The organism is Ectothiorhodospira mobilis (assembly GCF_016584115.1).
GTDB classification, from domain to species: Bacteria; Pseudomonadota; Gammaproteobacteria; order Ectothiorhodospirales; family Ectothiorhodospiraceae; genus Ectothiorhodospira; species Ectothiorhodospira mobilis.
The window spans coordinates 1-26,684 of sequence record NZ_NRSK01000030.1 but is presented as its reverse complement, the minus strand read 5'-3'; the positions used below and the strand labels follow the sequence as shown (position 1 = coordinate 26,684).

Below are 26,684 nucleotides of genomic sequence, written 5' to 3'. Positions count from 1 at the left end.
CATCGGCGCCGTGGATGCCGATGCGGACAAGGCCTTTTATTACACCCGCCTGGGGGCACGCCGCGGCGAACCCACCATGCAGGCCTGGCTGGCGCAACAGTACCTGGAGGGGCGTCGGGGATGGCTCGGGGAGTACATCAAGGGCATGGAGGGCGCGTATGATTCGTTCAGGTATCCTGTGCGTACCAGTGTACGCCGCTCCTGTGGCAAAAATGTGAAAGGAGGATGACGCCCCTTGCCCCCGTTCCTGTTGCTCACCCTGGCCATCCTGGCGGAGGTCATGGGCACCACCGCCCTGAAGTTCTCCGACGGCTTCACCCGCTGGTTTCCCAGCCTGACGGTGGTGCTCTGCTATGGGGCGGCCTTCTATCTGTTGGGCCTGGCGCTGCGGCATGTCCCCGTGGGGGTGGCCTATGCCATCTGGGCCGGGGGCGGCATCGTGCTCATCACCCTGGTGGGGGTCCTCTGGCTGCGCCAGTCCCTGGATCTGGCCGGCCTTGTGGGCATCGGTCTGATCCTGGCTGGGGTGGTGGTGCTCCAGGTCTTCTCCCGCACCGCCACCCTGGATTGAGGCCGTCATGGATCCTTCAATCTTCTGTCATGCTGTCATGGGTGTGTAACAGGCTTTCGTTTTAATGACCGGCATCCGATGGGGCACTGCGGACCGAAGGCTATGACCGAGAAGACGATCCTGGTGGTGGAAGATGAACCGGCCATCCGCGAGATGGTGGGCTTCGCCCTGGCCCGGGCGGGATTCCGCATGGAGGAGGCCGGGGATGCCCAGGAGGCCCATGCCCGTCTGGCGGAACAGCTGCCCGACCTGGTGGTGGTGGACTGGATGCTGCCGGGGGTGAGCGGGATCGAACTGGCGCGCCGGCTCAAGCGGGAGGAATACACCGGTGAGGTGCCCATCATCATGCTCACCGCCCGTGGCGAGGAGGACGACAAGGTGGGGGCCCTGGAGGCGGGGGTGGATGACTATATCACCAAGCCCTTTTCGCCCCGGGAACTGGTGGCGCGCATCAAGGCGGTGCTGCGCCGCAGCGTGCAGGAGGAACACGCCAAGCCCATCACCGTGGAGTCCCTGACCCTGGACCCCTCCAGTCACCGGGTGACGGTGGGGGAGCAGCCCCTGGAGGTGGGCCCCACGGAGTTCCGCCTGCTGCATTTCTTCATGACCCACCCGGAACGGGTGTATTCCCGGGCCCAGCTCCTGGACCGGGTCTGGGGCCGCAACACCTATGTGGAGGAGCGTACGGTGGACGTGCACATCCTGCGCCTGCGCAAGGCCCTGCAGCCCTCGGGCTGCGACCGCTATGTACAGACCGTGCGCGGCGCCGGTTACCGCTTCTCCCAGCGCGTGTGAGCGGCCCCCATGATCCGCGATCCCAATCCATGGACGGTGGAGGCCTGGCGCCTGGCGGGGGTGCTGGCCGCGGGCCTGCTGCTGGGGGGGCTCTTCGGCTACATCGCCCCTGGCCTGGCCCTGGCCCTGGCCGCGTACCTGGGCTGGCATGTCTATCAGCTCTGGCGCTTTCACCGCTGGGTGCGGGTGGGCCGGCGCAGCGATCCACCGGAGGCCTCGGGCATCTGGCGGGACCTGATCCACGAACTCTACCGCCTCCACCAGCGCAACCGCCGCCGCAAGAAGAAGATCGCCAAGCTGCTGAACCGCTTCCACGAATCCAGCGCGGCCATGCCCGATGCCACGGTGATCCTGGGCAGCCGCTTCGAGATCGAGTGGTTCAACGGCGCCGCCGTGGAACTGCTGCAGCTGGAGTCCCCCCGGGACATCGGTGCCCGCATCACCAATCTCCTGCGGCATCCGGATTTCGTCGCCTATGTGCTGCGGGGTGCGTACTCCGAGGCGGTGGAGTTCTCCCGTGCCCCGGATCACCAGGTGCGCCTCTCCGCCCGCATCGTGCCCTATGGCAACCGGCAGTTCCTGCTCACGGTTCGGGACGTCACCCGCATCCATCGCCTGGAGTCCATGCGCCGCGACTTCGTGGCCAATGTCTCCCATGAGCTGCGCACGCCGCTGACGGTGATCAACGGCTATCTGGAGACCCTGGTGGATGACGACACCCTGGACCCGGCGATCCACACCACCCTGAAGTCCATGGAGTTCCAGGCGGAGCGCATGCGGCGCATCATCGACGATCTGCTCACCCTCTCCCACCTGGAGACCCGGGAGGACCCCAAGGCCGGACAGACCCCGGTGCCGGTGCCGGCCCTGGTGGGGGGGATCGAGGAGGAGGCCCATATGCTGGTGGGGGAGAAGGGGCAGACGGTGACCGTGGAGGTGGATCCGGACCTGTGGCTGCGGGGCGTGCGTACCGAGCTGCACAGCGCCTTCTCCAACCTGGTGACCAACGCCATCCGCTATACCCCCGACGGCGGGCAGATCACCATCCGCTGGTTCCAGGATGAGGCCGGCGCCCATTTTCAGGTGAAGGACACGGGCATCGGCATCCCGCCGCAGCACATCCCCCGGCTCACGGAACGCTTCTACCGCGTGGAGTCCGACCGCAGCCGCTCCCGCGGCGGCACCGGCCTGGGCCTGGCCATCGTCAAGCATGTATTGCAGCGCCACGGCGGTAAGCTGCGCATCGAGAGCGAGCCCGACCAGGGCAGTGTCTTCACCTGCGATTTCCCTCCTGCCCGACTGCTGCATCGCCCGCCCGCCTGAGCCCTTGGCGGCCTTGCCAAGGGCCGTACAGGGCGCCCCGTGCTGTCCCGGGCCGGGGTCCGGGATCTTGTCCCTGTCCATGCCGGTCCCATGTCCTGAAGGCCGGGTCTCCCGGTTCCGGTGACAATTCCGTTACAATCCCCGCCGTTGCAAAGGTGCCGCCATGTCCCCGAAGAGTTATTTCTCCAGCCTGTTCGGCAAATCCCCGGTGCGCCCGCTGCAGGCGCACGCGGATCAGGTGCGCGCCTGCGTCGCGGAACTGCCCGGGTTTCTGGAGGCGGTCCTCGCCGGCGACTGGACGGTGGCCGGGGAACGGCGCGACCGCATCGCGGCCCTGGAGAACGAGGCGGACCGGCTGAAGAAGGAACTGCGCCTGCAACTGCCCAAGGGGCTCATGCTGGCCATGTCCCGCCGGGACGTGCTGGAGGCCCTCACCGTGCAGGACCGCATCGCCAATACCGCCAAGGACATCTCCGGCCTCATCCTCGGGCGCGGCATGACCTTCCCCGAGCCCCTGCAGGAAGGCCTGCGGGAATTTCTGGCCCGCAGCGTGGAGGCGGTGGAACAGTCCGCCCGGGCCGTGCACGAACTGGAGGACCTGGTGGAAGCGGGCTTCCGCGGCCACGAGGTGGAGGTGATGGAGACCCTCCTCAAGGAGCTGGATCGCATCGAACACGACACGGATCGTATCCAGGTCCAGGTGCGGGCGCAGTTGTTCGCCCTGGAATCCTCCCTGCCCCCCGTGGACGTCATGTTCATGTACCGCATCATCGACGAGATCGGCGATCTGGCCGATCTGGCCCAGCGGGTGGGTAGCCGTCTGCAGCTGATGCTGGCGCACTAGATCCTCACCATCAACAAATCGCCGAACCGGGTATTCCATGGAATACGCAGCGCTTTTCATCGCCCTCGCATGCCTTTTCGGTTTCTTCATGGCATGGGGGGTGGGGGCCAATGACGTGGCCAACGCCATGGGCACCTCCGTGGGTTCAAGGGCCCTGACCATCCGTCAGGCGGTGATCGTGGCGGCGGTGTTCGAGTTCACCGGGGCCTGGCTGGCGGGTGGGGAGGTGACCCAGACCATCCGCAGCGGCATGCTGGACGCGGGCCTGTTCGCGGGGACACCGGAGATCCTGGTCTACGGCATGCTCTCCTCCCTGCTGGCCGCCGGCATCTGGCTGCTGGTGGCCTCCTACTTCGGCTGGCCGGTCTCCACCACCCATTCCATCGTCGGCGCCATCATCGGTTTCGCCGTGGTGGCCGTGGGCATGAGCGCCGTGGCCTGGGACCGGGTGGGGACCATCGCCATGAGCTGGGTGGTCTCCCCGGCCCTGGCGGGACTGATCTCCTTCACCCTGTTTCGCAGCGTCCAGCTCCTGATCCTCGACACCGAACGCCCCCTGGACAACGCCCGCCGCTTCGTTCCCCTCTACATCTTCCTCGCCGCCTTCTTCACCGCCCTGGTCACCCTGCTCAAGGGGCTCAAGCACGTGGGCCTGGAACTGTCCATGGTGCAGAGCTATGCCCTGGCCGCCGTGGTGGGGTTCGGGGTCATGGGGCTGGGCATCCTGGCCATCCGCCGTCTGAAGCTGGACGCGGCGGCGGACCGGGAGTTCCACTTCACCAACGTGGAGAAGGTCTTCGGCGTGCTCATGCTGGTCACCGCCTGCGCCATGGCCTTCGCCCACGGCTCCAACGACGTGGCCAACGCCGTGGGACCCCTGGCGGCGGTGGTGAGCGTCTCCCAGGACGGCAACGTGCACGACCAGGCCCCCATGGCCATGTGGATCCTGCTTCTGGGGGGCACCGGCATCGTGCTGGGGCTTGTGACCTACGGCCACAAGGTGATCGCCACGGTGGGCAGCAACATCACCGAACTCACCCCCAGCCGGGGCTTTGCGGCCACCCTGGGGGCGGCCATGACCGTGGTCCTGGCCTCGGGCACCGGGCTGCCCATCTCCACCACCCACACCCTGGTGGGCGGGGTGCTGGGGGTGGGCATGGCCCGCGGCATCGCCGCCATCAACCTGGGCGTGGTGCGCACCGTGTTCATGTCCTGGATCATCACCCTGCCGGCGGGGGCCCTGCTCTCCATCTTTTTCTTCCTGCTGCTGCGGACCCTGCTGGGCTGAGGGGCCCCGGGCCCATGTCCGCTGTCATGCAGGCTTCATTCCGGTGGGGCACCATGAAAGGTTACACCGGAAGGACGACGCCCCCGGGCCCGGTGGTCGTCCGCCCCCAAAGGGGCGAACAGGAATGGCTGCCCGGGCAGGGGATGCACCGATGCCCACGAAGGAAGCTGATATGACCTGTCCCAAGACCCTGATCCTGGTCCGCCATAGTCAGGCCGGGGATGCCGAGGCCTTCGCCCGCACCGGCCAGGAGGACCAGTTGCGTCCCCTGACCCCCCGCGGGGTGGCGCGCATGGACGAGGCGGCCCTGGGGCTGGCCACCCTGCTCAAGGGCGATGTGGCCCTGTTCACCAGCCCCTATGTGCGCGCCCGCCAGACCACGGAGATCCTGGCCCGGGCCCTGCCCGCAAGGGCGGTGCAGGAGACCCCCGAACTGGTGCCCGAGGCCGATCCGGCCCGGCAGATGGCCTGGCTGCGGGGGCAGGGGAAGGCGCTCCCGGCCACCGTGATCCTGGTGGGGCATGAGCCCAACCTGTCCCTCCTGGCCGGCTGGCTCCTCACCGGCCGACGGCACGCCCCGGTGCGCATGAAGAAGGGCGGGGCCTGCGCCTTCGCCCTGGAGAAAGACTGCCGGGAGGGGCGGGCCGTGCTCCAGTGGCTGCTGACCCAGCGTCAGTTGCGTCTGCTCCAACCCCACTGACCCGTTTCCGGTTACGCCCATGTTCCGACGCCGCAAACCCTCCGACACGGTGGCCGCCGTGGATCTGGGCTCCAACAGCTTCCACATGATCGTTGCCCGGGTGTGGGACGGTGAGATGCACGTCCTCGACCGCCTGCGGGAGCCGGTGCGCCTGGCCAGCGGTCTGGACAGCCGGGGACATCTGGACGAGGCGGCCATCGAACGCGCCCTGGCCTGCCTGGAGCGCTTCGGCCAGCGGGTGCGGGACCTGCCCGAGGGCAGCGTGCGCGCCGTGGGCACCAACACCTTGCGCAAGGCCCGCATGGTGGAGGGCTTCCAGGAACGGGCGGGGGAGGCCCTGGGCCATCCCATCGAGATCATCGGCGGACGCGAGGAGGCCCGGCTCATCTACCTGGGGGTGGCCCACTCCCTGGCGGATGACGGCGGCCGCCGACTGGTGGTGGACATCGGCGGGGGCAGCACCGAACTCATCATCGGCGAGCGTTTCGAACCCCTGCACATGGAGAGCCTGCACATGGGCTGCGTGAGCATGGGGCGGCTGTACTTCCCCGAGGGCCGGATCAGCGACACCGCATGGCGGGCCGCGGAGATCGGCGCCCGCCTGGAGCTACAGCCCATCGCCGAGACCTACCGCCGTCTGGGCTGGCAAGATGCCCTGGGGGCCTCCGGCACCCTGCTGGCGGTGGACCGCATCCTGCGGGAACAGGGTTGGTCCCGGGAGGGGATCACCCTGGAGGGGCTGCGCCGCCTGCGGGATGTGATCCTGGAGGCGGGGGATGCCATGAAGCTGCAGCTCAAGGGCCTGAGCGACGACCGCCGCCCGGTGTTCCCCGGCGGCGTGGTGGTGCTCAGCGCCATCTTTGAATCCCTGGGCATCGAGCGCATGCGCGTCTCCGACGGGGCCCTGCGCGAGGGCCTGATCTACGACCTGCAGGGACGCAGCCGCCACGAGGACGTGCGCGGGCGCACCATCGACGGCCTCATGAAACGCTTCCAGGTGGATGCGGAGCACGCGGCGCGGGTGGAGCGCACGGCCCTTTTGCTGGTGGAGCAGGCGGGGGAGTCATGGGACCTGGACCAGGATGACGCCGACAGCCTGGCCTGGGCCGCCCGACTGCACGAGGTGGGTCTGAGCATCTCCCACAGCCAGTATCACAAGCACGGCGCCTACCTGGTGGAGAACGCCGACCTGGCGGGGTTCACCCTGGAGGGGCAGCGGCGCCTGGCCCTGCTGGTGCGGGCCCACCGGCGCAAGTTCCCGGTGAAGCTGTTCTCCGCCCTGCCGGCCCCGGAGGGGGAGCGGCTCACGCGCCTGGCGGTGCTGCTGCGCCTGGCGGTGCTGCTGCACCGCGCCCGCAACGAGGAAGGGGCCCAGGCCATCGCGGGCCTCAAGCCCAAGTCCCGGGGGCTGAAGCTGCGCTTTACCCCCGGCTGGCTGGAGGCCCACCCCCTGACCCGCGCCGACCTGGAGCGGGAGGCGGACTACCTGCGCAACGCCGGGTTCAAGCTCAGGTACGAGGATTAGCGAGACAGCCTGTTCCCTTCCCTGGAATCCCTTTCCCGGGAAGTGGAAAGAGGGCGCCCCGTCAGGAGGCGCTCAGTTTCTCTAAAAGGCGTGCCTGGGCCGAGCGGGGGGGCTCGCCCTCCTGGGGCTGGATGCGCCGGTAGCTGCCGTCCGGCTGCAGTACCCAGGTCTGGGTGTTGTCCTCCACGTAGAAGCAGAAGGATTCCTCGATCACCCGCTGGCGCAGTTCCGGGTGGTCCACGGGGAAGGCCGTCTCCACGCGCCGGAAGAAATTGCGCGGCATCCAGTCGGCGCTGGAGAGGAAGACCTCCGGCGATCCGGCGTTGTGGAAGTAGAACACCCGCGAGTGTTCCAGGAAGCGGCCCATGACCGAGCGCACATGGATGTTCTCCGACACCCCGGGCACCCCCGGGCGCAGGGAGCAGATGCCCCGCACCACCAGGTCGATGCGCACCCCCGCCTGGGAGGCCCGGTACAGGGCCTGGATGATGCGGGGCTCGATGAGGGAGTTCATGCGCGCGATGATGCGCCCGCCCCGTCCGGCCCGGGCGTGCTCGATCTCCCGCTCGATGCGTTCCATCATGCCGGAGTGCAGGGTGAAGGGGGACTGCAGCAGCTTGCGCAGCTTGGAGACCTTGCCCAGCCCGGTGAGCTGCTGGAAGATCCTGTGCACGTCCTCGCCCACGGCCCGGTCGGCGGTGAGCAGGCCCAGGTCGGTGTAGGCCCGGGCGGTGCCGGCGTGGTAGTTGCCGGTGCCCAGGTGTACGTAGCGCCGGATCTGGCCCTTCTCCCGGCGCACCACCATGAGCAGCTTGGCGTGGGTCTTGTAACCCACCACGCCATAGGTGACATGGGCGCCGGCGTCCTGCAGGCGGTTGGCCAGCTGGATGTTGGCCTCCTCGTCGAAGCGGGCCCGCAGTTCGATGATGACGGTCACCTCCTTGCCCGCCTGCGCCGCCTGGATCAGGGTCTCCACCAGCTGGGAGCGTTCGCCGGTGCGGTAGAGGGTCTGCTTGATGGCCAGCACGTCCGGGTCCCGCGCCGCCTGGCGCAGGAATTCCAGCACCGGCAGGAAGGACTGGTAGGGGTGGTGCAGCAGGATGTCCCCCCGGCGGATGGTGTGGAAGATGTCCGAGGCGCCGGTGAGGGACGGGGGCAGGGCGGCGACGAAGGAAGGATGCTTGAGGTCGGGCCGGTCCACCATCTCGTGCACCGCCATGAGCCGGTTGAGGTTCACCAGCCCGTTCACCTGGTAGAGATCCTCCGGCTGCAGCTTGAACTGGCGCAGCAGGAAGTCCGCCACCTTGGCGGGGCAGTTGTCCGCCACCTCCAGGCGCACCGCTTCGCCGTAGTTGCGCTGGGGCAGCTCCCCCTCCAGGGCCATGAGCAGGTCGTCGATCTCCTCCTCGTGCACGAACAGGTCGGAATTGCGGGTGAGCCGGAACTGATAGCAGCCGGTCACCTTCATCCCCTGGAAGAGCTCGCCCACATGGGCGTGGAGGATGGAGGAGAGGAAGACGAAGTCGTTCTCCCCTTCGGCGAGCTCCCGGGGCAGGCGCACCAGGCGGGGCAGGGAGCGGGGGGCCTGCACCACCGCCATGCGGCTCTCGCGGCCGAAGGCATCCTTGCCCTCCAGGGTGACGATGAAGTTCAGGCTCTTGTTGAGGATGCGCGGGAAGGGGTGCGCCGGGTCCAGCCCCAGGGGGGAGAGCACCGGCAGCAGCTCGCGGCTGCAGAAGTCCTTCACCCAGGCGGCCTGCTCGCGGCTCCACTGGGTTCGGCGCACGAAGCGGATGTCCTCCCGGGCCAGGGCCGGCACCAGGATCTCGTTGAAGGTGCGGTACTGGTCGTCCACCAGGTCGTGGGCCGACTGGCTGATGCGGGCCAGCTGCTCCGCCGCGCTCAGGCCGTCCGGACCGGGGGTGTTCACCCCCAGGGCCAGCTGCTGCTTGAGGCCGGCCACGCGGATCTCGAAGAATTCATCCAGATTGGTGGAGGAGATGCACAGGAACCGCAGCCGCTCCAGCAGGGGGATGTCCTCCTGCTTGGCCAGTTCCAGCACCCGCTGGTTGAAGGCCAGCAGGCTCAACTCGCGGTTGAGGTAGTACTCCGGATTGCTCAGGTCGGTGTCGGTCATGGTCTGCGTCATGGCCCGTGTCGGATGCATGGGGCGGCCGCGGCGGTTCCCGGTGCCCGGGCCTGCGTCACACTACTGTCGACATGTTTCACTGCCGTGACAGGGGCTGAGTCTCGCCGGCGGCCAGCAGGAATTCCAGCAGGGCCTTCTGGGCGTGCAGGCGGTTCTCCGCCTCGTCCCAGACCACGCTCTGCGGCCCCTCCAGCACGCCGGTGCTCACCTCCTCCTCCCGGTGGGCGGGCAGGCAGTGCATGAACAGGGCATCGGGGGCGGCCCGGGCCATGAGCTTCTCGTCCACCACATACTCCCCGAAGGCCCGGCGCCGGGCCGCCTGTTCCTGTTCCTGGCCCATGCTGGCCCAGACATCGGTGACGATCAGGTGCGCCCCCTCGGCGGCCTCCATGGGGTCGCGCACGATGGCGGCACTGCGCCCGGCGGAGGCCAGGATGAGCGGGTCCGGGTCGTAGCCCTCGGGGCAGGCGATGCGCAGCTCGAAACCCAGGCGCTCGGCGGCGTGGATGTAGCTGTGGCACATGTTGTTGCCGTCCCCCACCCAGACCACGGTGCGTCCGGCGATGTCGCCCCGCAGCTCGAACCAGGTCTGCAGGTCCGCCAGCAGCTGGCAGGGGTGTTCCAGATCGGTGAGTCCGTTGATCACCGGCACCCGGGAATGGGCGGCGAACCGCTCCACCTTCTCGTGTTCATAGGTGCGGATCATCACCGCATCCACCATGCGCGAGAGGACACGGGCGGAGTCCTCGATGGGCTCCCCCCGGCCCAGCTGGGTGTCCCGGGGGGAGAGGAAGAGGGCGTGGCCCCCCAGCTGCTGCATCCCCACCTCGAAGGACACCCGTGTGCGGGTGGAGGACTTCTCGAAGATCATGGCCAGGGTCTTGCCCCGCAGGGGGGCATGGGCATGGCCCTGCTGCGCCTTCATCTGCATGGCGCGCTGGATCAGGTGACGCAGTTCCTCGGCGGACAGGTCCAGGAGGGAGAGAAAATGACGAACAGCCATGGCGCGTTCCTCAGGCGGCCTCGGCCGCGAAGCGTTCCACCAGGGTCGAGACGGTATCGATGATCTCGTCCGCCTGGGCGTGGTCGATGATCAGGGGCGGCAGCAGCCGGATCACCTGTCCGGCGGTCACGTTCAAAAGCAGCCCCCGCTCCAGGGCCTGGCCCACCAGTTCGCCGCAGGGCCGGTCCAGCTCCAGACCGATCATGAGCCCCCGCTGGCGGATCTCCCGCACCATTGGGTGCTGCCCCAGCCGCCGGGCGAGACCGTCGGCCAGATAGCGGCCCATGGCCGCGGCCCGGGCCGGCAGGTCCTCCGCCTCCAGGGTGTCCAGCACCGCCAGGGCGACGGCGCACACCAGGGGATTGCCGCCGAAGGTGGTGCCGTGGGTGCCCGGGGTGAACAGGCCCGTGGCGGGGCCGGCCACCAGTGTGGCGCCGATGGGCACGCCGTTGCCCAGGCCCTTGGCCAGGGTCAGGCAATCCGGGCGCACGTCCTCCTGCTGGAAGGCGAAGAGGGTGCCCGTGCGGCCGATGCCGGTCTGGATCTCGTCCAGCATCAGCAGCCATCCCTGCTGGTCACAGACCTGGCGCAGCCCCGGGAGATACCCCTCGGGAGGGATGCGGATGCCGCCTTCGCCGGTGATGGGCTCCACCAGCACGGCGGCGATGTCATCGCGCCCCGCCAGGGCCTCCACCGCCGCCAGGTCGCCGTAGGGCACGCGGATGAACCCTTCCACCAGGGGCTCGAAGCCCTTTTGCACCGCCGGATTGCCGGTGGCAGTGAGGGTGGCCAGGGTGCGGCCGTGAAAACTGCCCTCCATCACCACCACCTGCGGGCGATCGATGCCCCGACGGTGGCCGTGCAGGCGCGCCAGCTTCAGGGCCGCCTCGTTGGCCTCGGCGCCGGAATTGCAGAAGAAGGCCTGTTCCATGCCGGCGCGGGCCGTGAGGCGTTCGGCCAGGCGGGTCTGCAGGGGGATCTCGTAGAGGTTGGAGGTGTGCACCAGGCGGCCGGCCTGGTCACACAGGGCGCGGGTCACGGCGGGATGGGCGTGGCCCAGACCGCACACGGCGATGCCCGCCAGGGCGTCCAGGTAGCGTCGCCCCGAGGTATCCCACAGCCAGGCCCCTTCGCCCCGTTCAAAGGCCACCGGTTGGCGCCTGTAGTTCTGCACCAGCGCGTCTGACATCGGGTGTTTCCCCTCCATAAACGAAAAAAGGCAGCCCAAGGCTGCCGGCCTGCCACGCGCTCCCTGCGCCGGATGCGGATCCTGTCCGGCGTTCCCGCCGGATCAATCATCATACGACGCCGGCGCGGCGCGCGCAAAGCCCCGCACCTGCGGCCGTTTTCCGCAGGGCGGGGCGGTGCTGGGCCCGGGTCCCGGCTGCGGGGCCGGGACGCAAGAGGGCGGGGTCAGCCCAGGTTACGGGCGACGAAGTCCCAGTTCACCACATTGAAGAAGTTCTCGATGTACTTGGGCCGGGCGTTGCGGTAGTCGATGTAGTAGGCGTGCTCCCACACGTCCATGGTGAGCAGCGGCTTCATGCGGCTGAAGGTCAGCGGGGTCTCGGCGTTGCTGGTGTTGACGATCTCCAGCTGGCCGTCGGCGTTCTTCACCAGCCAGGTCCAGCCGGAGCCGAAGTTGCCGGCGCCGGAGGCGGCGAACTTCTCCTTGAAGGCCTCGAAGGAACCGAAGGCCTGCTGGATGGCCTGGGCCAGGGCGCCGGAGGGTTCGCCGCCGCCATCGGGGCTCATGCAGTTGAAGTAGAAGGTGTGGTTCCACACCTGGGCGGCGTTGTTGAAGATCCCGCCGGCGGGGGCCTTGCGGATGATCTCCTCCAGGGGCAGGTCCGCGAACTGGGTGTCCTGGATCAGCTTGTTCAGGTTGGCCACATAGGTGGCGTGGTGCTTGTCGTGGTGGTACTCCAGCGTCTCCGCGGAGATGTGGGGTTCCAGGGCGTTCTTGTCGTAGGGCAGGGGGGGCAGTTCGTGGGTCATCGCCGTTTCTCCTTGCGTGCCTTGCGTGTATTCAGGCTGTGTCATTTTTGGATCGGGTCTAAAGATAGGGCAGAGCCGCGGGGGAATGCAAACCGCGCCGCCCCTTGAGGAACATACGCAACGATGGGGCACGGGGCCAGCGGGGCGTAAAGTTCTATTGTTTATGGCTATTAGGTATATCAGATTGATTTATTTGAACGCATCCAGGATCTTTTCTATAACCTCAAGGACAGAACGTGTACGGGCAGCCTGGCTGCCGCGCGAATCCCCGGCAAGCCGGGGGCGCCCCGGGCCACCGGGATATGCCGCTGTCCCGGGTCGCCGTATCGGAGCCCTCCGGTGTGGTGCCGTCCGGGGCGGCGGACAAGACATGACGACAGGAGAGAGATATGGCCGGTAATGACGTGGCAAGCGCGGGCAAATGCCCGGTCCTGCACGGTGGCAACACCGCGGTCGGGAATTCCAACATGGACTGGTGGCCCAAGGCGCTGAACCTGGACATCCTGCACCAGCACGACACCAAGACCGACCCCCTGGGTCCGGACTTCAACTACGCCGAGGAATTCAAGAAGCTGGACCTGGAGGCGGTGAAGGCGGACCTGCGCCGGCTGATGACCGACAGCCAGGACTGGTGGCCGGCGGACTGGGGCCACTACGGCGGCCTGATGATCCGCATGGCCTGGCACGCGGCGGGCACCTACCGCATGACCGACGGCCGCGGCGGCGCCGGCACCGGCAACCAGCGCTTTGCGCCCATCAACAGCTGGCCGGACAACGCCAATCTGGACAAGGCCCGCCGTCTGCTCTGGCCCATCAAGAAGAAGTACGGCAACAAGCTCTCCTGGGCGGACCTTATCATCCTGGCCGGCAACATCGCCTACGAATCCATGGGCTTCAAGACCTTCGGCTTCGCCGGCGGGCGCGCCGACATCTGGCATCCGGAGAAGGACACCTACTGGGGCTCGGAGGATGAATGGCTGGCGGAGAGCTCCAGCCGTTACGAGAGCGAGGACCGGGATACCCTGGAGAACCCCCTGGCCGCGGTGCAGATGGGGCTGATCTACGTCAACCCCGAAGGGGTGGACGGCAACCCCGACCCCCTGCGCACCGCCCAGGACGTGCGCACCACCTTCGCCCGCATGGCGATGAACGACGAGGAGACCGTGGCCCTGACCGCGGGTGGACATACCGTGGGCAAATGCCACGGCAACGGCGACGCCACGAAGATCGGTCCCGATCCGGAGGCCGCCGAGGTGGAGGAGCAGGGACTGGGCTGGCGCAACCCCCAGGGCAAGGGCTGTGGCCGGGATACCGTCACCAGCGGCATTGAGGGGGCCTGGACCACCCACCCCATCCAATGGGACAACGGCTACTTCAAGATGCTCTTCGAGCACGAATGGGAGTCCAGGAAGAGCCCGGCGGGGGCCTGGCAGTGGGAGCCGGTGGATATCCAGGAGGAAGACATGCCGGTGGACGTGGAGGACCCCTCCATCCGCCACAAGCCGATCATGACCGATGCCGACATGGCCATGATCAAGGACCCCATCTACCGCAAGATCTCCGAACGCTTCTACCACGATCCGGAATACTTCAACGAGGTCTTCGCCCGCGCCTGGTTCAAGCTCACCCACCGCGACCTGGGTCCCAAGAGCCGCTACCTGGGCCCGGACGTGCCCCGGGAGGACCTCATCTGGCAGGACCCCATCCCCGCAGTAGATTACACCCTGAGCGATGCGGAGATCGCCGAACTCAAGCAGAAGATCCTGGACACCGGCCTGGGCATCCCCGAACTGGTGGCCACCGCCTGGGACAGCGCCCGCACCTTCCGCTGCTCCGACTACCGGGGCGGGGCCAACGGCGCCCGCATCCGCCTGGCCCCCCAGAAGGACTGGGAAGGCAACGAGCCCCAGCGGCTGCAGAAGGTGCTGGGCGTGCTGGAAGAGGTCCGCTCCGGCCTGGACAAGCCGGTGAGCCTGGCCGATCTGATCGTCCTGGGGGGCACCGCGGCGGTGGAGAAGGCGGCCCGCGCCGCCGGTGTGGACATCACCGTACCCTTCGCCCCGGGTCGGGGGGACGCCACCGACGAGATGACCGACGCGGAATCCTTCGAGGTGCTGGAACCCATCCACGACGGCTACCGCAACTGGCTCAAGAAGGACTACGTCGTCTCCCCCGAGGAACTGATGCTGGACCGCACCCAGCTCATGGGACTGACGGCCCCGGAGATGACCGTGCTGGTGGGCGGTATGCGTGTGTTGGGCACCAACCACGGCGGCACCCGCCACGGCATGTTCACCGACCGCGAGGGTGTGCTGAGCAACGACTTCTTCGTCCACCTCACGGACATGGGCAACACCTGGGTACCCACCGGCAACAACCTCTACGAGGTACGCGACCGCAAGACGGGCCAGGTGAAATGGACCGCCACCCGCATCGACCTGGTCTTCGGCTCCAACTCCATCCTGCGGGCCTACGCCGAGGTCTACGCCCAGGACGACGCCGGCGAGAAATTCGTCCACGACTTCGCCCGGGCCTGGACCAAGGTGATGAACGCGGACCGCTTCGATCTGAGATAGCCGGGCGGGGGAGCCTAAACAGCCCCGGTGGCAACACCGGGAGGAATCATGCGGGGGCGGAAGCCCCCGCTTTCGTTCTGGTTATCGAGCTCCTGAATTCATCCCCCATGGCAGGTCGTCTCCAAGGAGGGCCTATAGCATCCGATCTAACAGACGTGGTAGAAATACTGCAGTGGCACAAAGGTTTTGTGCCTGATTGACCGTACCGGCATCCCCAGCCGCAAGGAGCTCCAGCCGTACATGGATTGTCGCCCGTCATACCTCCCCCAAACGCCCGTTGAATCGATCCCGCCTTGCCTGGCGATGCTCTGGAGGCAGGCCCCATGACCCAGGGGTACAGCATCCTCCTGTGTCTGGTGGATGGAACCGCCACGGGGCTGATCACGGCCGAGATCATGAACTGGGCCGGACACGTCATCATCAATCCGCCTAGAAAGCTGGCAGGGTCTATGGTGCCCGGCCGGGATAATTGTTCGAGGTTCCCTATACCTATAGGCAAAGGAGACCCCACATGAGCGAAACGTTGAATCTGGAGATTCTCAATGCCGCAGTTTCTGGACCTGCGGCTGCTTTCCGGTGTCGGCGCCGACTCCAACCTGCGGGTGGGGAGGGCGATAAGGTCTTTCCACCGACATTCGCTGGCGCAGTCTACGCCATCGAACAGCGCCGGGTGCCGGAGCGTGAGGACCCTGTAGTCTGTGTGCTGCTCGACAGCGTGCAGAGCCAAGCTAATCGCATGGAGTTGGCGTTACAGGAGGCAATGGAAGCCAGCAAAATTAAGTTGCCTCTCGTGGAAGTGGATTTCTCTGAACACGATCCCACGGGTGATGTGGAAGCAGACCTTGAAGCCGGGCGTCTGATCGAACGGGTGGGAAAGATTACCAGCCTGCAGGCCCCGCACCGGCTGGCTGACGCCATCTTGCGGGACAGCGAACTGGACGGCCAGCCGTTCCGTCATTCGAAGCTCGGCAAGTCCCTCAATACTGTTAGTCTCGCCAATGCCACGCCTCTGTTCGAGCTTTGTCCCACTGCGTTGTTGTTCGGTATGTGGGATTCCACCGGCCCCAAAGGAGGGCTTGGTCCGAAGTTCGAGCGGGCCATGGTCTCGGAGATCATCGGTATTGGCGCCGAATATAATGATGACTATCGTGCCCGCGGTGTACGCCGCGACCCGCTGGAGATCAGCAAGAACGTACCTGTGGTGCGCAACGAAGACAAGTCGCTGCACCACGTGGTGGATGGCAAGGAAAAAGGGTCGGTACGGCCATCCGAAATCAACCATTCCAGTGTGCCGTTCGACTCTCCCAACAGCGGTGTGACCGTCGAATACGCCGAGCAGACGACCACGCTGTCCTTGATCTGCCTACGCCGCCTGAATTTTCCGCTCGGAGACAAGACAGGTAAGGCCGCTGATCAGGCCGCCCGCACTGTGCTCGCCGCCCTTGGCCTGTGCGCGGCTACGCTTGCATTCGAATCCGGCGTGGGCTTGCGTTCGCGCAGCCTGTTGTGGCCCGATGGTCCGATGGTCTGGGAACTGCTCGAACGACCAGGCCAGCCGCCCCGCACCTTTGAGCTGACCGGGGAACAGGCCGTTGCTCTGCTCGAAGATACCATTGGTGTCGCCCGTGAAGCTGGCTTGAGCTGGCGTGAGTCGCCTATCTCTCTTCAGCCTTCCGTGCAGTTGCTGGAACTGGTACGCCGCAGCCAGAACCTGGCCCGCCACGAAGGCGCCCAGGAGTAGGCAACCATGCTGGCTTTCGGTATCCGCTACCTCAATGGCTTTGTGGCCGCCGCCGAGCCGGATGATATGGAGCGCGCGGAATGGCCGCCGCATCCGGGGCGCGTGTTCATGGCATTAGCCGCGGCCCACTTCCAGACCGGCGCCGATCCGGCCGAACGTGCAGCGCTCCTATGGCTGGATGGTTCGACGCGTGACGGCGAGATCAGTCCGCCCCAGATCGCCGCGCCAGACGCCATGCAACGACGCATTGTTGCCCAGTTCGTTCCCGTCAACCCGAGTTTGGTGGATGAGAAGAAGGCCAGAAAAAATGAGGAGAAAAAGGGAAAGAGCCCACCGCCACCACTACAGTCGGCGCCAGGTTTGATTCGTACCCGCCAAGAGCGAACTTTTGCCCGCGCTTGGCTGGATGATGAGATTGCCTACTGTCTGTGGCCCGACCTCGACCCGCCCGAAGCTCACCGCCAGGTACTGGCCCAACTCTGCGCCAAGGTTACCCGCATCGGCCACTCAAGCTCCCTGGTGCAGATGTGGCTCGCCGACAAGGAGGAAACCATCGAGCCCAACTGGTTGCCCGTCGAAGGACGCGCTACGCTGCGCCTGCGCATCGCCGGCCCGGGTACACTGGAATACCTCGAACGGGAGTACAACGCCATGGCCATTGAGGACTACGCCAGCCTAAAGGTTGTCGAAAAAACGGCCAGCGAAGACAGGGATCGTAAGAGAGCCAAAAAACAACTCAACGAACGATACGGCGGCGATCAGCCTCCCCGACAGCGTCCCCGCTTGTCGCTTTACCACGGCTATGCGAGAGCCGATACACTGCTTGATGGGGAGGCCGTGCCCAGCACTCTGTTCGACCCGCACTACATCGCGCTGCGGCTGGAGCGCGATGACAGTGTGTACCGCGCCCTCGACCTGCTTGGCACATTGAACGTCGTCAATCGCTGGCGCAAGGCCCTGATCAGCCACAGCAATGACGCCTCCGAACACATCCGCAGCCTTATCAGCGGCCACCACGCGGACGATCGCCCGCTCGAGGTCCCGCACGCGGCCATCATGCCGCAGGCCTTTGTCGGTCCAGAACATGCCACCGGCCATCTGCTCGGGCTGGGCCTAGTGCTGCCTTTAGCAGTCACCCGAGAGGATCGGCGAGAGTTGTTGAAGGTGATCGACAGGGCGCGGCGGCTGAAACTTGGTCCTCTAGGTGTATGGCATCTCAACTCCGTGACCGAATCGAGCCCGCCGTGGAATCTGCGCCCAGCAACCTGGACCGCCTGGCCAGAAGGCGCCACCTACTGGTCCACGGTGACGCCCATCGCCTTCGACCGCCACCCCAAGTCCAAGAACCGGGCGGAACAGCAGCGCGAGCAAGCCGCGATGATCGCCAAGGGCTGCGAGCGCATCGGCCTGCCCGCACCGCGCGAAGTGATCATCACCCCCGTTTCTACCCACCTTGGCGTTCCTCCGGCCCATGTATTTCCAAAGCTCAGGCGCAAGGACGGTGGCGAACGTCGCCATACCCACGCCATCCTCGTCTTCGACGAGCCGGTGCGCGGGCCGGTGCTGATCGGGGCGGGAAGATTCCGTGGCTACGGAATGTGTCGGCCGCTGATTTCTGCTATTGCATGAAAGCTTAGATATCGCATATGAGTGTTTTACAGTTTTCTGATTTTTTCGATTGCTTGTGGGGATACGAGCCGTTTCCCTGGCAACGCCTGCTTGCCGAGCAACTGGCCGAAGATGAATGGCCGGAGGTACTTGATCTGCCGACTGCGGCGGGCAAGACGGCGTGCATCGACATTGCTGTCTGGGCGCTGGCGGCGCAGGCGGAGCGGCCGGTGTGGGAGCGCACTGCACCGCGACGCATCTGGTTCGTGGTGGACCGGCGTATCGTGGTGGATGAGGCATTCGAGCGGGCGCGGGAGATTGCGGCGAGAGTGGCGGATGCCAAGGACAGGCAACTCAAGGGCATTGCAGATCGGCTGCGTAAGGTGGGCGGCACGGAGCGGCCGCTGGCGGTGGCTCGGCTGCGCGGCGGGGTGCTGCACGATGACGGCTGGGCGCGGTTGCCGTCACAGCCTGCGGTCATTACCTCCACAGTGGATCAACTGGGCTCGCGGCTGCTGTTTCGCGGCTATGGGCACAGCGCGCGCACGGCGCCCATCTTCGCCGGACTGGCGGCGCACGACAGCCTGATCCTGCTGGACGAGGCGCACCTGTCGGTGCCGTTCATGCAGACCCTGCGCGCCGTGCGGCGTTTTCGCGGTGAGGACTGGGCCGAGGCGCCCATCCGCACGCCGTTTGCTTTTGCGATGCTCTCGGCCACACCGCCAGGGGATGTCTCCGACGACAAGGTCTTCCCGGGCCGGCAGCGCGAGGCGGCGCTGGACCATCCGGTTCTGCAGCAGCGTATACATGCCTCCAAAGCGGCTACGCTCATTGAGGTCAAGGCGAAACGATCGGAGCTAGGCGATCCGCTGGTCCTGGAAGCCGTGGCATGGGCCCAAAAGTTCGTGGAAAAGCAAGGGATGCACCGGACGGCGGTGGTCGTCAACCGCGTGGCGACGGCGCAGCACATTGCCGAGAGTTTGCGCATTGAACTCGGTGATCAGGCCGACGTGGTGCTGCTCACAGGCCGACTGCGGCCGCTGGAGCGTGACGCGCTAGTGGCGCACTGGCAGCCGCTTTTGCGCGCCGGCAACCCCCAAGCACCCGCGCGCCCCATCGTCCTGGTGGCCACACAATGCATCGAGGTAGGCGCGGATTTCAGCTTCGACGCGCTGGTGAGCGAGGCGGCGAGCCTGGATGCACTGCGTCAGCGCTTCGGCCGGCTCAACCGGTTGGGCGCGTCGGGGCCGGCACCGGCAGCGGTGCTGATCCGCGCAGAAGAGGTCAAGCCCGGCGCCAGCGATCCGATCTATGGCACCGCCATGGCCGCGTGCTGGCAGTTACTGATCTCACTTGCGGAGGTGCATGGCGAAGGAAAACAGCAAAGCCATGTGGTGGATTTCGGCATCAATGCGCTGGATAGCCGGGTGGCTGGGGTGGAGGATACGTCGTCCTGCATCGCGCCGACGGAGAATGCCCCCCTGTTGTTGCCAGCCCATCTTGACCTGTTGGCGCAAACCTCTCCCTTGCCGCACGTGCAGCCGGAAGTCTCTTTGTACCTGCATGGCACGGGCCGCGGCGAACCCGAAGTGCGGGTGGTGTGGCGTGCGGATCTGAAGGACGGCCAGCCGGATGCGGCATGGAAAGAGACGGTTGCCCTGTGTCCGCCCAGTACGTTGGAGGCACTGTCGGTCCCTCTGTCCCGTCTGCGCCGCTGGTTGAGGCAGCCTGGAAGTACCGACGAGGGCGGGGACGTGGAAGGCGCCAGCCCAGAAGTGAACAATGGTAGCCGAGGTGAGCCGCGTCAGGTGCTGGTTTGGCGCGGCCGCGATCGGTCCGAGGTAGTCCGGAATGTTGCGCAGATCAAGCCGAACGATCTGGTGGTCCTGCCTGCCGGCTACGGGATCGCCGGCCTGGGCCAGTCGGTCCCTGGGCAGACGCTGGGTGGGGAAGCGCTGGACATCTGGGAGCCGGCGCAGGCGATCAGTGGCAAAGCGCCGGGATTACGCCTGCAACGGGATGTACTGAAGCCGTGGCTGGACTGTCCGGTGCTTGCGCAACTGGTCACGCTCGTCGAGACCTTCGACTGGGATGAGGATACCTTGCAGGGCGCGATTGATGCTGTGCTGGAGTATGCGTCGGAGGAAGCTCCGCCCGACTGGTGGCTGGCGCAGCTGCGTGCGGGCCGCCATGGGAAAAAAGAGCAACATCCGGCGGGTGGATTGGTACTGTTCGCCAAGCCGGAGCAGACCGCAGGCCGCGAGCAGGATCTGTTCGCCGACGATGACGACCTGCTTTCGGCCGCCGGGCGCGAGGTCCCATTGGATGTGCATAGCGCGCTAGTCGAGCGTGCCACTACCCAGCTGGCCGAGCGCTGCCTGCCGGAGGGGTTTCATAAACCGTTAAAATCCGCCGCGTACTGGCATGATGCGGGCAAGCTGGACGAGCGTTTTCAAATCTGGCTGCGTCAGGGCGACGAACTGGCGGCTGTTGGCAGCGAGCCGCTGGCCAAGTCACAAGAGATGGTTACCTCGCCGGCACGCCGGCGTTGGCTGCGGGGGACCTCCCGGTTGCCCGAGCAATTCCGCCACGAGATGCTTTCACTGCAATTGGCCGAGCGTCATATGCCAGCCTGCGACGATGAAGCCATGGATTCGTTGGCATTGCATTGTGTGGCCGCTCACCACGGCTACGGGCGTCCGTTCGCACCGGTCAGTCAAGACCCGGAGCCGCCGGCGGTTGAAGGTCATCACGATGGGGTGGACATCCGCATGGGGGCTGCGGCACGCAGGGGATTGCCGCCGCCGCACTGGCCCTCCTCCGGCCTGGCAGAGCGGTTCTGGCGTCTGAATCGCCGCTATGGCTGGTGGGGATTGGCGTATCTGGAGGCCATCGTACGACTTGGTGACTGGTACGGCAGTCGGTTGACTGAAGAGGCCTCATCGCCACGGCCGGCACGTTCGCAGCCGCCATCGCGGAAGCCCGCCACGCAGGATGCCACTGTCCCATTACCGTTGACCGGCATCGATGGCGCCAACCCGCTGGGGTTTCTTGCTGCGCTGGGAACGTTGGTTGTTTTGCACCAGGCAGGCTACCGGGATGCCAGGTTGGCCTGGCAGCGCGGAGTGGCTTGGCAACCTGTGCTTACCGGCGTGGACGAGGTGGCTGAACTGGCAGGCGTCCTGGCACAGGTCCTGGCAGGGTGTGCTGTGCCTGAAGAGGCTGAAGCAAAGCGGGCACAGGCAGAAAAGCGCCTGGCTGATATCAAGAAACGCATCAAGAAAAAGAAAGATGACATTAAACAGCGTGGGTTACGGGGCAAGGATAAAAAAGAGACAGAGCAAACCGAGCTGGCGCCGTTGGAGCGAGAGCGAGACGAGGCGCATCTAGCCTTTCTGAAGGCGCTACGCGACGCGGTGCCCAGGCCGGAACTGGCTCTAGGTGCCAACATCGATACAGATGCCGATGGTTTACGTGCTGTGGCAGAGTCATTATTGAATGTGGCTGATTACCAGTCACGGGAGCCTCTGGATATGTTGGCCGCCTTTGCCAGCGACGCATGTCTTCATAGTAGCCCTAATAAATCTAAGGAGGGAAAACTGGCGCCTACGCCATTTTCTTTTATTTCCGGCGGTGGTCATCAAGACTTTCTTGGTACCGCCCGGCAGCTCATAGGTTGGGTTACACCAGAGAGAATTACCGCAGCGCTGTTCGAATCTTGGAAATATGTTGATAAAGGATTGTCGATGCGCTGGGATCCGGTGGAGGATCGGCGCTATGCCTTACTGGACAGGGATCCTACGGCTTCTGATAACAAGCCGCGTACCGTCTGGATGGCCAACCTACTCGCTTATCACGCACTTGCCCTTTTCCCTAGTGTCCCGACTGGTAAGCGGCTTTTGACTGCCGGATGGGGAAGGCAGAACGGTGAGGATGTATTCACTTGGCCCCTCTGGACGTGTCCACTTTCAGTGGATACCGTCCGCTCACTCATATTGCTCACGGAGCTATACGAAGAGCGTCCCGACCGGGAGGTGCTACGGGCGCGCGAGATCGGGGCGGTATTCCGCGCTCGGCGTATCCGTGTAGGAGAAGGTGCAAACTCAAAAATCAATTTTAGTCAGGCTCGGGAGGTATGATGTGGATTTGAAGGTAATTCCGTTCGTGCTCAGCTAATTCGATAAATTTCCACGGTAAGGCGGGTTAGGAAAATCGATGTCAGATTGTGATGTGGTGAAAGCTGTGAAACCTTTAAATCCGCCAAATCCCTCGTAGGGCTGATCGCGCTTCAATGAGGCCCCGGCGGTAAAGGCCGGGGAAACCTGGACTGGACGGACGATTCGGTTTATTGATTATATATGCTTCAATGAGGCCCCGGCGGTAAAGGCCGGGGAAACGAGTAATGAGGATACGAGGAATAGTCAGTCCAAACACGCTTCAATGAGGCCCCGGCGGTAAAGGCCGGGGAAACGACCTGCTGCACGCCATCCCCAACGGCGGCCACCGGCAGCTTCAATGAGGCCCCGGCGGTAAAGGCCGGGGAAACGATATGGCTTGTTTTGTCTCACGGTCTCACACCTGCCGCTTCAATGAGGCCCCGGCGGTAAAGGCCGGGGAAACTATCGCCGCCAGCAATCCCGCATTGCTGCTGTTGCTGTTGCTGTTGCTGTTGCTGTTGCTTCAATGAGGCCCCGGCGGTAAAGGCCGGGGAAACGGCCGCCGATGCCGACGCGAAACCCTCGGAGTATCTGCGGGCTTCAATGAGGCCCCGGCGGTAAAGGCCGGGGAAACATCTCGGCCATGCGCTGGGATTGCCCCGATCCATAGAAGCTTCAATGAGGCCCCGGCGGTAAAGGCCGGGGAAACATGGCGACGGGCGGCGGCCCAATGGCCGACTTTTTTGCTTCAATGAGGCCCCGGCGGTAAAGGCCGGGGAAACGTGACGAACTGCACCGGGTCGCTGGGCAGCAGGCGCTTGCTTCAATGAGGCCCCGGCGGTAAAGGCCGGGGAAACCAGCATGCAGTCTGTTGTTTGGGCGTCTGGAACGTCTGGCTTCAATGAGGCCCCGGCGGTAAAGGCCGGGGAAACCAGCCGTAGCGAGGAGGAGGGGACCTTATTTGTTTTGCTTCAATGAGGCCCCGGCGGTAAAGGCCGGGGAAACGCCTTTCACACATCTCTGTGGTAGCACAAAAGATCAGCTTCAATGAGGCCCCGGCGGTAAAGGCCGGGGAAACGCTGTATGGAAAAAAGCAGTAGAGGAAGCACCATCCGCTTCAATGAGGCCCCGGCGGTAAAGGCCGGGGAAACTGGACGAGACCGCCTGGGAGCACAAGACCCTCAACAAGCTTCAATGAGGCCCCGGCGGTAAAGGCCGGGGAAACGAGCAGATGATCTCCAAGGGCCGCGTCAGCGCGGAGGCTTCAATGAGGCCCCGGCGGTAAAGGCCGGGGAAACGCTAACGTCAGCCGTGGCAGCGGATTCCGTGGCGCGCTGCTTCAATGAGGCCCCGGCGGTAAAGGCCGGGGAAACTGCGCCGGGTGGAGGGGTATGGAAAGGACATGCCCTTGCTTCAATGAGGCCCCGGCGGTAAAGGCCGGGGAAACGGATCAAAATGCACCTTCATCTCCGGCGTTATCTGCCGGCTTCAATGAGGCCCCGGCGGTAAAGGCCGGGGAAACTTCGGCGAGAACGAAAACCGCGACCCGCTGACCGTGTTGCTTCAATGAGGCCCCGGCGGTAAAGGCCGGGGAAACTCGAAGGCCAGGAACAGGTGGTTGGCGTGCCCCATGACGCTTCAATGAGGCCCCGGCGGTAAAGGCCGGGGAAACCCTGCAGGTGCAGGTGCAGGGTGAGCTTTCCGTCCGCGCGCTTCAATGAGGCCCCGGCGGTAAAGGCCGGGGAAACCCGCGGTCCGTGCGGCAAGCACGCACCAACGGGCGGCAGTGCTTCAATGAGGCCCCGGCGGTAAAGGCCGGGGAAACGCGCCCTGCTCCATGCCTTCCAAAGGTGGCGTGGTGTAAGCTTCAATGAGGCCCCGGCGGTAAAGGCCGGGGAAACGACATGGATTACCCCCTCTGTATGGTCAATCGGAGTCGCTTCAATGAGGCCCCGGCGGTAAAGGCCGGGGAAACCAGCAGGCCGGTGAGGTCGAGCTGTTCTCGATAGCCGCTTCAATGAGGCCCCGGCGGTAAAGGCCGGGGAAACGTGGGGGTCGTGGTGGCTCAGGAGCGCCGCTATCGAGCTTCAATGAGGCCCCGGCGGTAAAGGCCGGGGAAACCCGACGTCTTCGTCGAGGACGAGATCTTCTACCGGGTCGCTTCAATGAGGCCCCGGCGGTAAAGGCCGGGGAAACTGGAGGCCCCCGCCTCAGTGCGGGAGGCCGAGCCCGCTTCAATGAGGCCCCGGCGGTAAAGGCCGGGGAAACATGCAGGCCAGGATGATGAATCTCAACTACGCCACCCTGCGGGAAAGCTTCAATGAGGCCCCGGCGGTAAAGGCCGGGGAAACCGCCTTGCAGAAGGCCTACACCCAGCGGACCGGCCCCAGCTTCAATGAGGCCCCGGCGGTAAAGGCCGGGGAAACGCGGCACCCAGGCGGCGGGTGGACCCCATCATCAGCAGGCTTCAATGAGGCCCCGGCGGTAAAGGCCGGGGAAACGCCGCCGCCCGGGCCTTCCTCGTGGTCAACACCTCGGCCGCTTCAATGAGGCCCCGGCGGTAAAGGCCGGGGAAACGCTCCAGGATACCAAGACGGGGCGCCCGAGGACGGTCCCGCGCTTCAATGAGGCCCCGGCGGTAAAGGCCGGGGAAACTCGCTGGGAAGCTCCGTCTGGTCGATATACCGCCGCGCTTCAATGAGGCCCCGGCGGTAAAGGCCGGGGAAACCCGGGCGGCAGGGGCCGGGGCGGACCGCATGCGCTCATGCTTCAATGAGGCCCCGGCGGTAAAGGCCGGGGAAACCCTTGGACCCCTACAGCGTGGTGATCGACCGGGAGGCGCTTCAATGAGGCCCCGGCGGTAAAGGCCGGGGAAACCTGGTTGGGCTCTTGAATGCGGTTGATTCGTCTACGTTGCTTCAATGAGGCCCCGGCGGTAAAGGCCGGGGAAACGAACGTCCTCCGACCTTCCCACTCGCTTACCTGGCTACGCTTCAATGAGGCCCCGGCGGTAAAGGCCGGGGAAACCCCTCCACACCCTCGCCACCGAAGCCGAGCAGGCCCGGCTTCAATGAGGCCCCGGCGGTAAAGGCCGGGGAAACCAGCCTGTACAGCGACGCGCTCAAGGACGCGGATGGGCTTCAATGAGGCCCCGGCGGTAAAGGCCGGGGAAACTCGATCAGCGGCTGTGCCAGCCCTTTCAGCCCTGGCAAGCTTCAATGAGGCCCCGGCGGTAAAGGCCGGGGAAACGTGAGGGTGTCCGCGCCCTTATAGACGCCGGTGATCCGCTTCAATGAGGCCCCGGCGGTAAAGACCGGGGAAACGCCGGAGGGGCCGTTGCGGGTGATGGCGTGGCCGGGGCTTCAATGAGGCCCCGGCGGTAAAGGCCGGGGAAACTGGGGCGCACATGGATGTGGACGGGTCCGGTCTGGCGCTTCAATGAGGCCCCGGCGGTAAAGGCCGGGGAAACTGCCGGGCGGCGGCGGCCTCGCGCCGCTCTTGTTCCTGCTTCAATGAGGCCCCGGCGGTAAAGGCCGGGGAAACTCGGAGATCGGCGTGCGGCATGGGCTGGTGTCGCCGCTTCAATGAGGCCCCGGCGGTAAAGGCCGGGGAAACCGGTGGCACCGGCGCCGAGCAGATGATCGAGATGCTGGCTTCAATGAGGCCCCGGCGGTAAAGGCCGGGGAAACCAGCAAGATCATCGAACGGTTCGTGCAGCGCGGAACCGCTTCAATGAGGCCCCGGCGGTAAAGGCCGGGGAAACCCTCCAGGTGGCCTGGCGCATCGCTCCCGGCGCCCTGGCTTCAATGAGGCCCCGGCGGTAAAGGCCGGGGAAACGCCCCGCGCAGCCCGTAGCACATTGCCCTCATGGCGCTTCAATGAGGCCCCGGCGGTAAAGGCCGGGGAAACGTTTAAACCCCCAAAAACAAGCACTTAGGGAACACTAGCTTCAATGAGGCCCCGGCGGTAAAGGCCGGGGAAACACGGTTCCAAAACCCTCTCGATCTGTACAACCGAAGCCTGGCTTCAATGAGGCCCCGGCGGTAAAGGCCGGGGAAACGTTCGGCGGCGGCTTCTTCACCGCCCGCATGAAGGACGAGCTTCAATGAGGCCCCGGCGGTAAAGGCCGGGGAAACGGACTCCATCCAGAGGTGCGGCAGGGTTTACTTTCAGGCATGAATCGCGAGTATGTGCAGATAGGGAGCAGTCTGGAGTGCCTCCGGATCATGCTGTATCACCGAGTTGGGCTTAAGGTTCTGTTTTTTAAAGAAATAATTTTTGCGAGCCTGAATTCAACCAATAACCGCAACGCCCCGTCATGCGGCGCGTTGCCGCTGTAAAGACCCCACCAGGACCTCGATCGGGGCCCGGTACCCGAGCCGCTTGCGAGGCCGAAGGTTGAGCCG

The 26,684-nt window shown here is 65.5% G+C and carries 15 protein-coding genes, 1 pseudogene and 1 CRISPR repeat array; of the genes and pseudogenes, 12 read left to right on the top strand and 4 right to left on the bottom strand.

The genetic code is table 11. From position 1 onward, the window contains the following. The 8 genes and pseudogenes from CKO33_RS11000 to ppx all read left to right on the top strand — a co-directional run. Positions 1-229 (top strand): annotated as a pseudogene (locus CKO33_RS11000) (hypothetical protein); the annotation flags it as partial. Between the two features lie 6 nt (positions 230-235). Continuing rightward, positions 236-571: a DMT family transporter gene (locus CKO33_RS10995; protein WP_200182290.1), complete on the top strand. Its 336-nt coding sequence runs from the start codon at positions 236-238 to the stop codon at positions 569-571. A gap of 102 nt (positions 572-673) precedes the next feature. Beyond that, entirely contained in the window at positions 674-1,366 is a 693-nt protein-coding gene (gene phoB, locus CKO33_RS10990; RefSeq protein ID WP_090486061.1) for a phosphate regulon transcriptional regulator PhoB, read from the top strand. Positions 1,367-1,375: 9 nt separating this feature from the next. After that, positions 1,376-2,689 carry a phosphate regulon sensor histidine kinase PhoR gene (gene phoR, locus CKO33_RS10985; protein WP_200182289.1) on the top strand — a complete coding sequence of 438 codons (1,314 nt, stop codon included), beginning with the start codon at positions 1,376-1,378 and terminating at the stop codon, positions 2,687-2,689. A gap of 163 nt (positions 2,690-2,852) precedes the next feature. Continuing rightward, positions 2,853-3,533 (top strand): TIGR00153 family protein, encoded by a 681-nt coding sequence (locus CKO33_RS10980; RefSeq protein ID WP_200182288.1) that lies wholly within the window; start codon positions 2,853-2,855, stop codon positions 3,531-3,533. A gap of 37 nt (positions 3,534-3,570) precedes the next feature. Next, a complete protein-coding gene (locus tag CKO33_RS10975; protein ID WP_200182287.1) occupies positions 3,571-4,821 on the top strand; it encodes an inorganic phosphate transporter in 1,251 nt (416 codons plus the stop codon). A 172-nt stretch (positions 4,822-4,993) separates the two neighbouring features. Further along, positions 4,994-5,521, top strand: a complete 528-nt coding sequence (locus tag CKO33_RS10970) for a SixA phosphatase family protein (RefSeq protein ID WP_200182286.1) — start codon at positions 4,994-4,996, stop codon at positions 5,519-5,521. Positions 5,522-5,540: 19 nt separating this feature from the next. Then, complete coding sequence (gene ppx, locus CKO33_RS10965; RefSeq protein ID WP_200182285.1) at positions 5,541-7,046, top strand: exopolyphosphatase; 1,506 nt, start codon at positions 5,541-5,543, stop codon at positions 7,044-7,046. A 61-nt stretch (positions 7,047-7,107) separates the two neighbouring features. On the opposite strand, the gene ppk1 is transcribed toward ppx, so the two are convergent. The 4 genes from ppk1 to CKO33_RS10945 all read right to left on the bottom strand — a co-directional run bounded on the left by ppk1 (position 7,108) and on the right by CKO33_RS10945 (position 12,196). Then, positions 7,108-9,195, bottom strand: coding sequence for a polyphosphate kinase 1 (gene ppk1, locus CKO33_RS10960; protein ID WP_274600758.1), 2,088 nt, complete (start codon positions 9,193-9,195; stop codon positions 7,108-7,110). A 76-nt stretch (positions 9,196-9,271) separates the two neighbouring features. Next, complete coding sequence (argF, locus tag CKO33_RS10955; RefSeq protein WP_200182284.1) at positions 9,272-10,198, bottom strand: ornithine carbamoyltransferase; 927 nt, start codon at positions 10,196-10,198, stop codon at positions 9,272-9,274. A 10-nt stretch (positions 10,199-10,208) separates the two neighbouring features. Beyond that, positions 10,209-11,387 carry an acetylornithine transaminase gene (locus tag CKO33_RS10950; protein ID WP_200182283.1) on the bottom strand — a complete coding sequence of 393 codons (1,179 nt, stop codon included), beginning with the start codon at positions 11,385-11,387 and terminating at the stop codon, positions 10,209-10,211. Between the two features lie 224 nt (positions 11,388-11,611). Then, the gene (locus CKO33_RS10945) at positions 11,612-12,196 is read right to left on the bottom strand and encodes a superoxide dismutase (protein WP_200182282.1); all 585 of its coding nucleotides are present in this window, start codon (positions 12,194-12,196) and stop codon (positions 11,612-11,614) included. Positions 12,197-12,585: 389 nt separating this feature from the next. Between CKO33_RS10945 and katG the strand changes: the two genes are divergently transcribed. From katG to cas3g, 4 genes are all read left to right on the top strand, one after another. Next, a complete protein-coding gene (gene katG / locus CKO33_RS10940) occupies positions 12,586-14,772 on the top strand; it encodes a catalase/peroxidase HPI (protein WP_200182281.1) in 2,187 nt (728 codons plus the stop codon). A gap of 511 nt (positions 14,773-15,283) precedes the next feature. Next, on the top strand, positions 15,284-16,513 hold the full coding sequence (cas7g, locus tag CKO33_RS10935) for a type I-G CRISPR-associated RAMP protein Csb1/Cas7g (protein ID WP_200182280.1): 1,230 nt from the start codon (positions 15,284-15,286) through the stop codon (positions 16,511-16,513). 6 nt (positions 16,514-16,519) lie between these two features. Then, positions 16,520-18,142 (top strand): type I-G CRISPR-associated protein Csb2, encoded by a 1,623-nt coding sequence (csb2, locus tag CKO33_RS10930; protein WP_200182279.1) that lies wholly within the window; start codon positions 16,520-16,522, stop codon positions 18,140-18,142. A gap of 17 nt (positions 18,143-18,159) precedes the next feature. Continuing rightward, positions 18,160-22,260: a type I-G CRISPR-associated helicase/endonuclease Cas3g gene (gene cas3g / locus CKO33_RS10925; protein ID WP_200182278.1), complete on the top strand. Its 4,101-nt coding sequence runs from the start codon at positions 18,160-18,162 to the stop codon at positions 22,258-22,260. A 146-nt stretch (positions 22,261-22,406) separates the two neighbouring features. Further along, a CRISPR array of direct repeats spans positions 22,407-26,414; the repeat unit is 37 nt; unit sequence GCTTCAATGAGGCCCCGGCGGTAAAGGCCGGGGAAAC. Between the last annotated feature and the right edge of the window lie 270 nt (positions 26,415-26,684).

Bases quoted from the DNA above. Each gene is read 5' to 3' on its own strand.
- phoB (WP_090486061.1), top strand. From the start codon at position 674: ATGACCGAGAAGACGATCCTGGTGGTGGAAGATGAACCGGCCATCCGC.
- CKO33_RS10945 (WP_200182282.1), bottom strand. From the start codon at position 12,196: ATGACCCACGAACTGCCCCCCCTGCCCTACGACAAGAACGCCCTGGAA.
- ppx (WP_200182285.1), top strand. From the start codon at position 5,541: ATGTTCCGACGCCGCAAACCCTCCGACACGGTGGCCGCCGTGGATCTG.
- katG (WP_200182281.1), top strand. From the start codon at position 12,586: ATGGCCGGTAATGACGTGGCAAGCGCGGGCAAATGCCCGGTCCTGCAC.
- argF (WP_200182284.1), bottom strand. From the start codon at position 10,198: ATGGCTGTTCGTCATTTTCTCTCCCTCCTGGACCTGTCCGCCGAGGAA.
- CKO33_RS10970 (WP_200182286.1), top strand. From the start codon at position 4,994: ATGACCTGTCCCAAGACCCTGATCCTGGTCCGCCATAGTCAGGCCGGG.
- CKO33_RS10975 (WP_200182287.1), top strand. From the start codon at position 3,571: ATGGAATACGCAGCGCTTTTCATCGCCCTCGCATGCCTTTTCGGTTTC.
- CKO33_RS10950 (WP_200182283.1), bottom strand. From the start codon at position 11,387: ATGTCAGACGCGCTGGTGCAGAACTACAGGCGCCAACCGGTGGCCTTT.
- CKO33_RS10980 (WP_200182288.1), top strand. From the start codon at position 2,853: ATGTCCCCGAAGAGTTATTTCTCCAGCCTGTTCGGCAAATCCCCGGTG.
- cas3g (WP_200182278.1), top strand. From the start codon at position 18,160: ATGAGTGTTTTACAGTTTTCTGATTTTTTCGATTGCTTGTGGGGATAC.
- cas7g (WP_200182280.1), top strand. From the start codon at position 15,284: ATGAGCGAAACGTTGAATCTGGAGATTCTCAATGCCGCAGTTTCTGGA.
- csb2 (WP_200182279.1), top strand. From the start codon at position 16,520: ATGCTGGCTTTCGGTATCCGCTACCTCAATGGCTTTGTGGCCGCCGCC.
- phoR (WP_200182289.1), top strand. From the start codon at position 1,376: ATGATCCGCGATCCCAATCCATGGACGGTGGAGGCCTGGCGCCTGGCG.
- ppk1 (WP_274600758.1), bottom strand. From the start codon at position 9,195: ATGACGCAGACCATGACCGACACCGACCTGAGCAATCCGGAGTACTAC.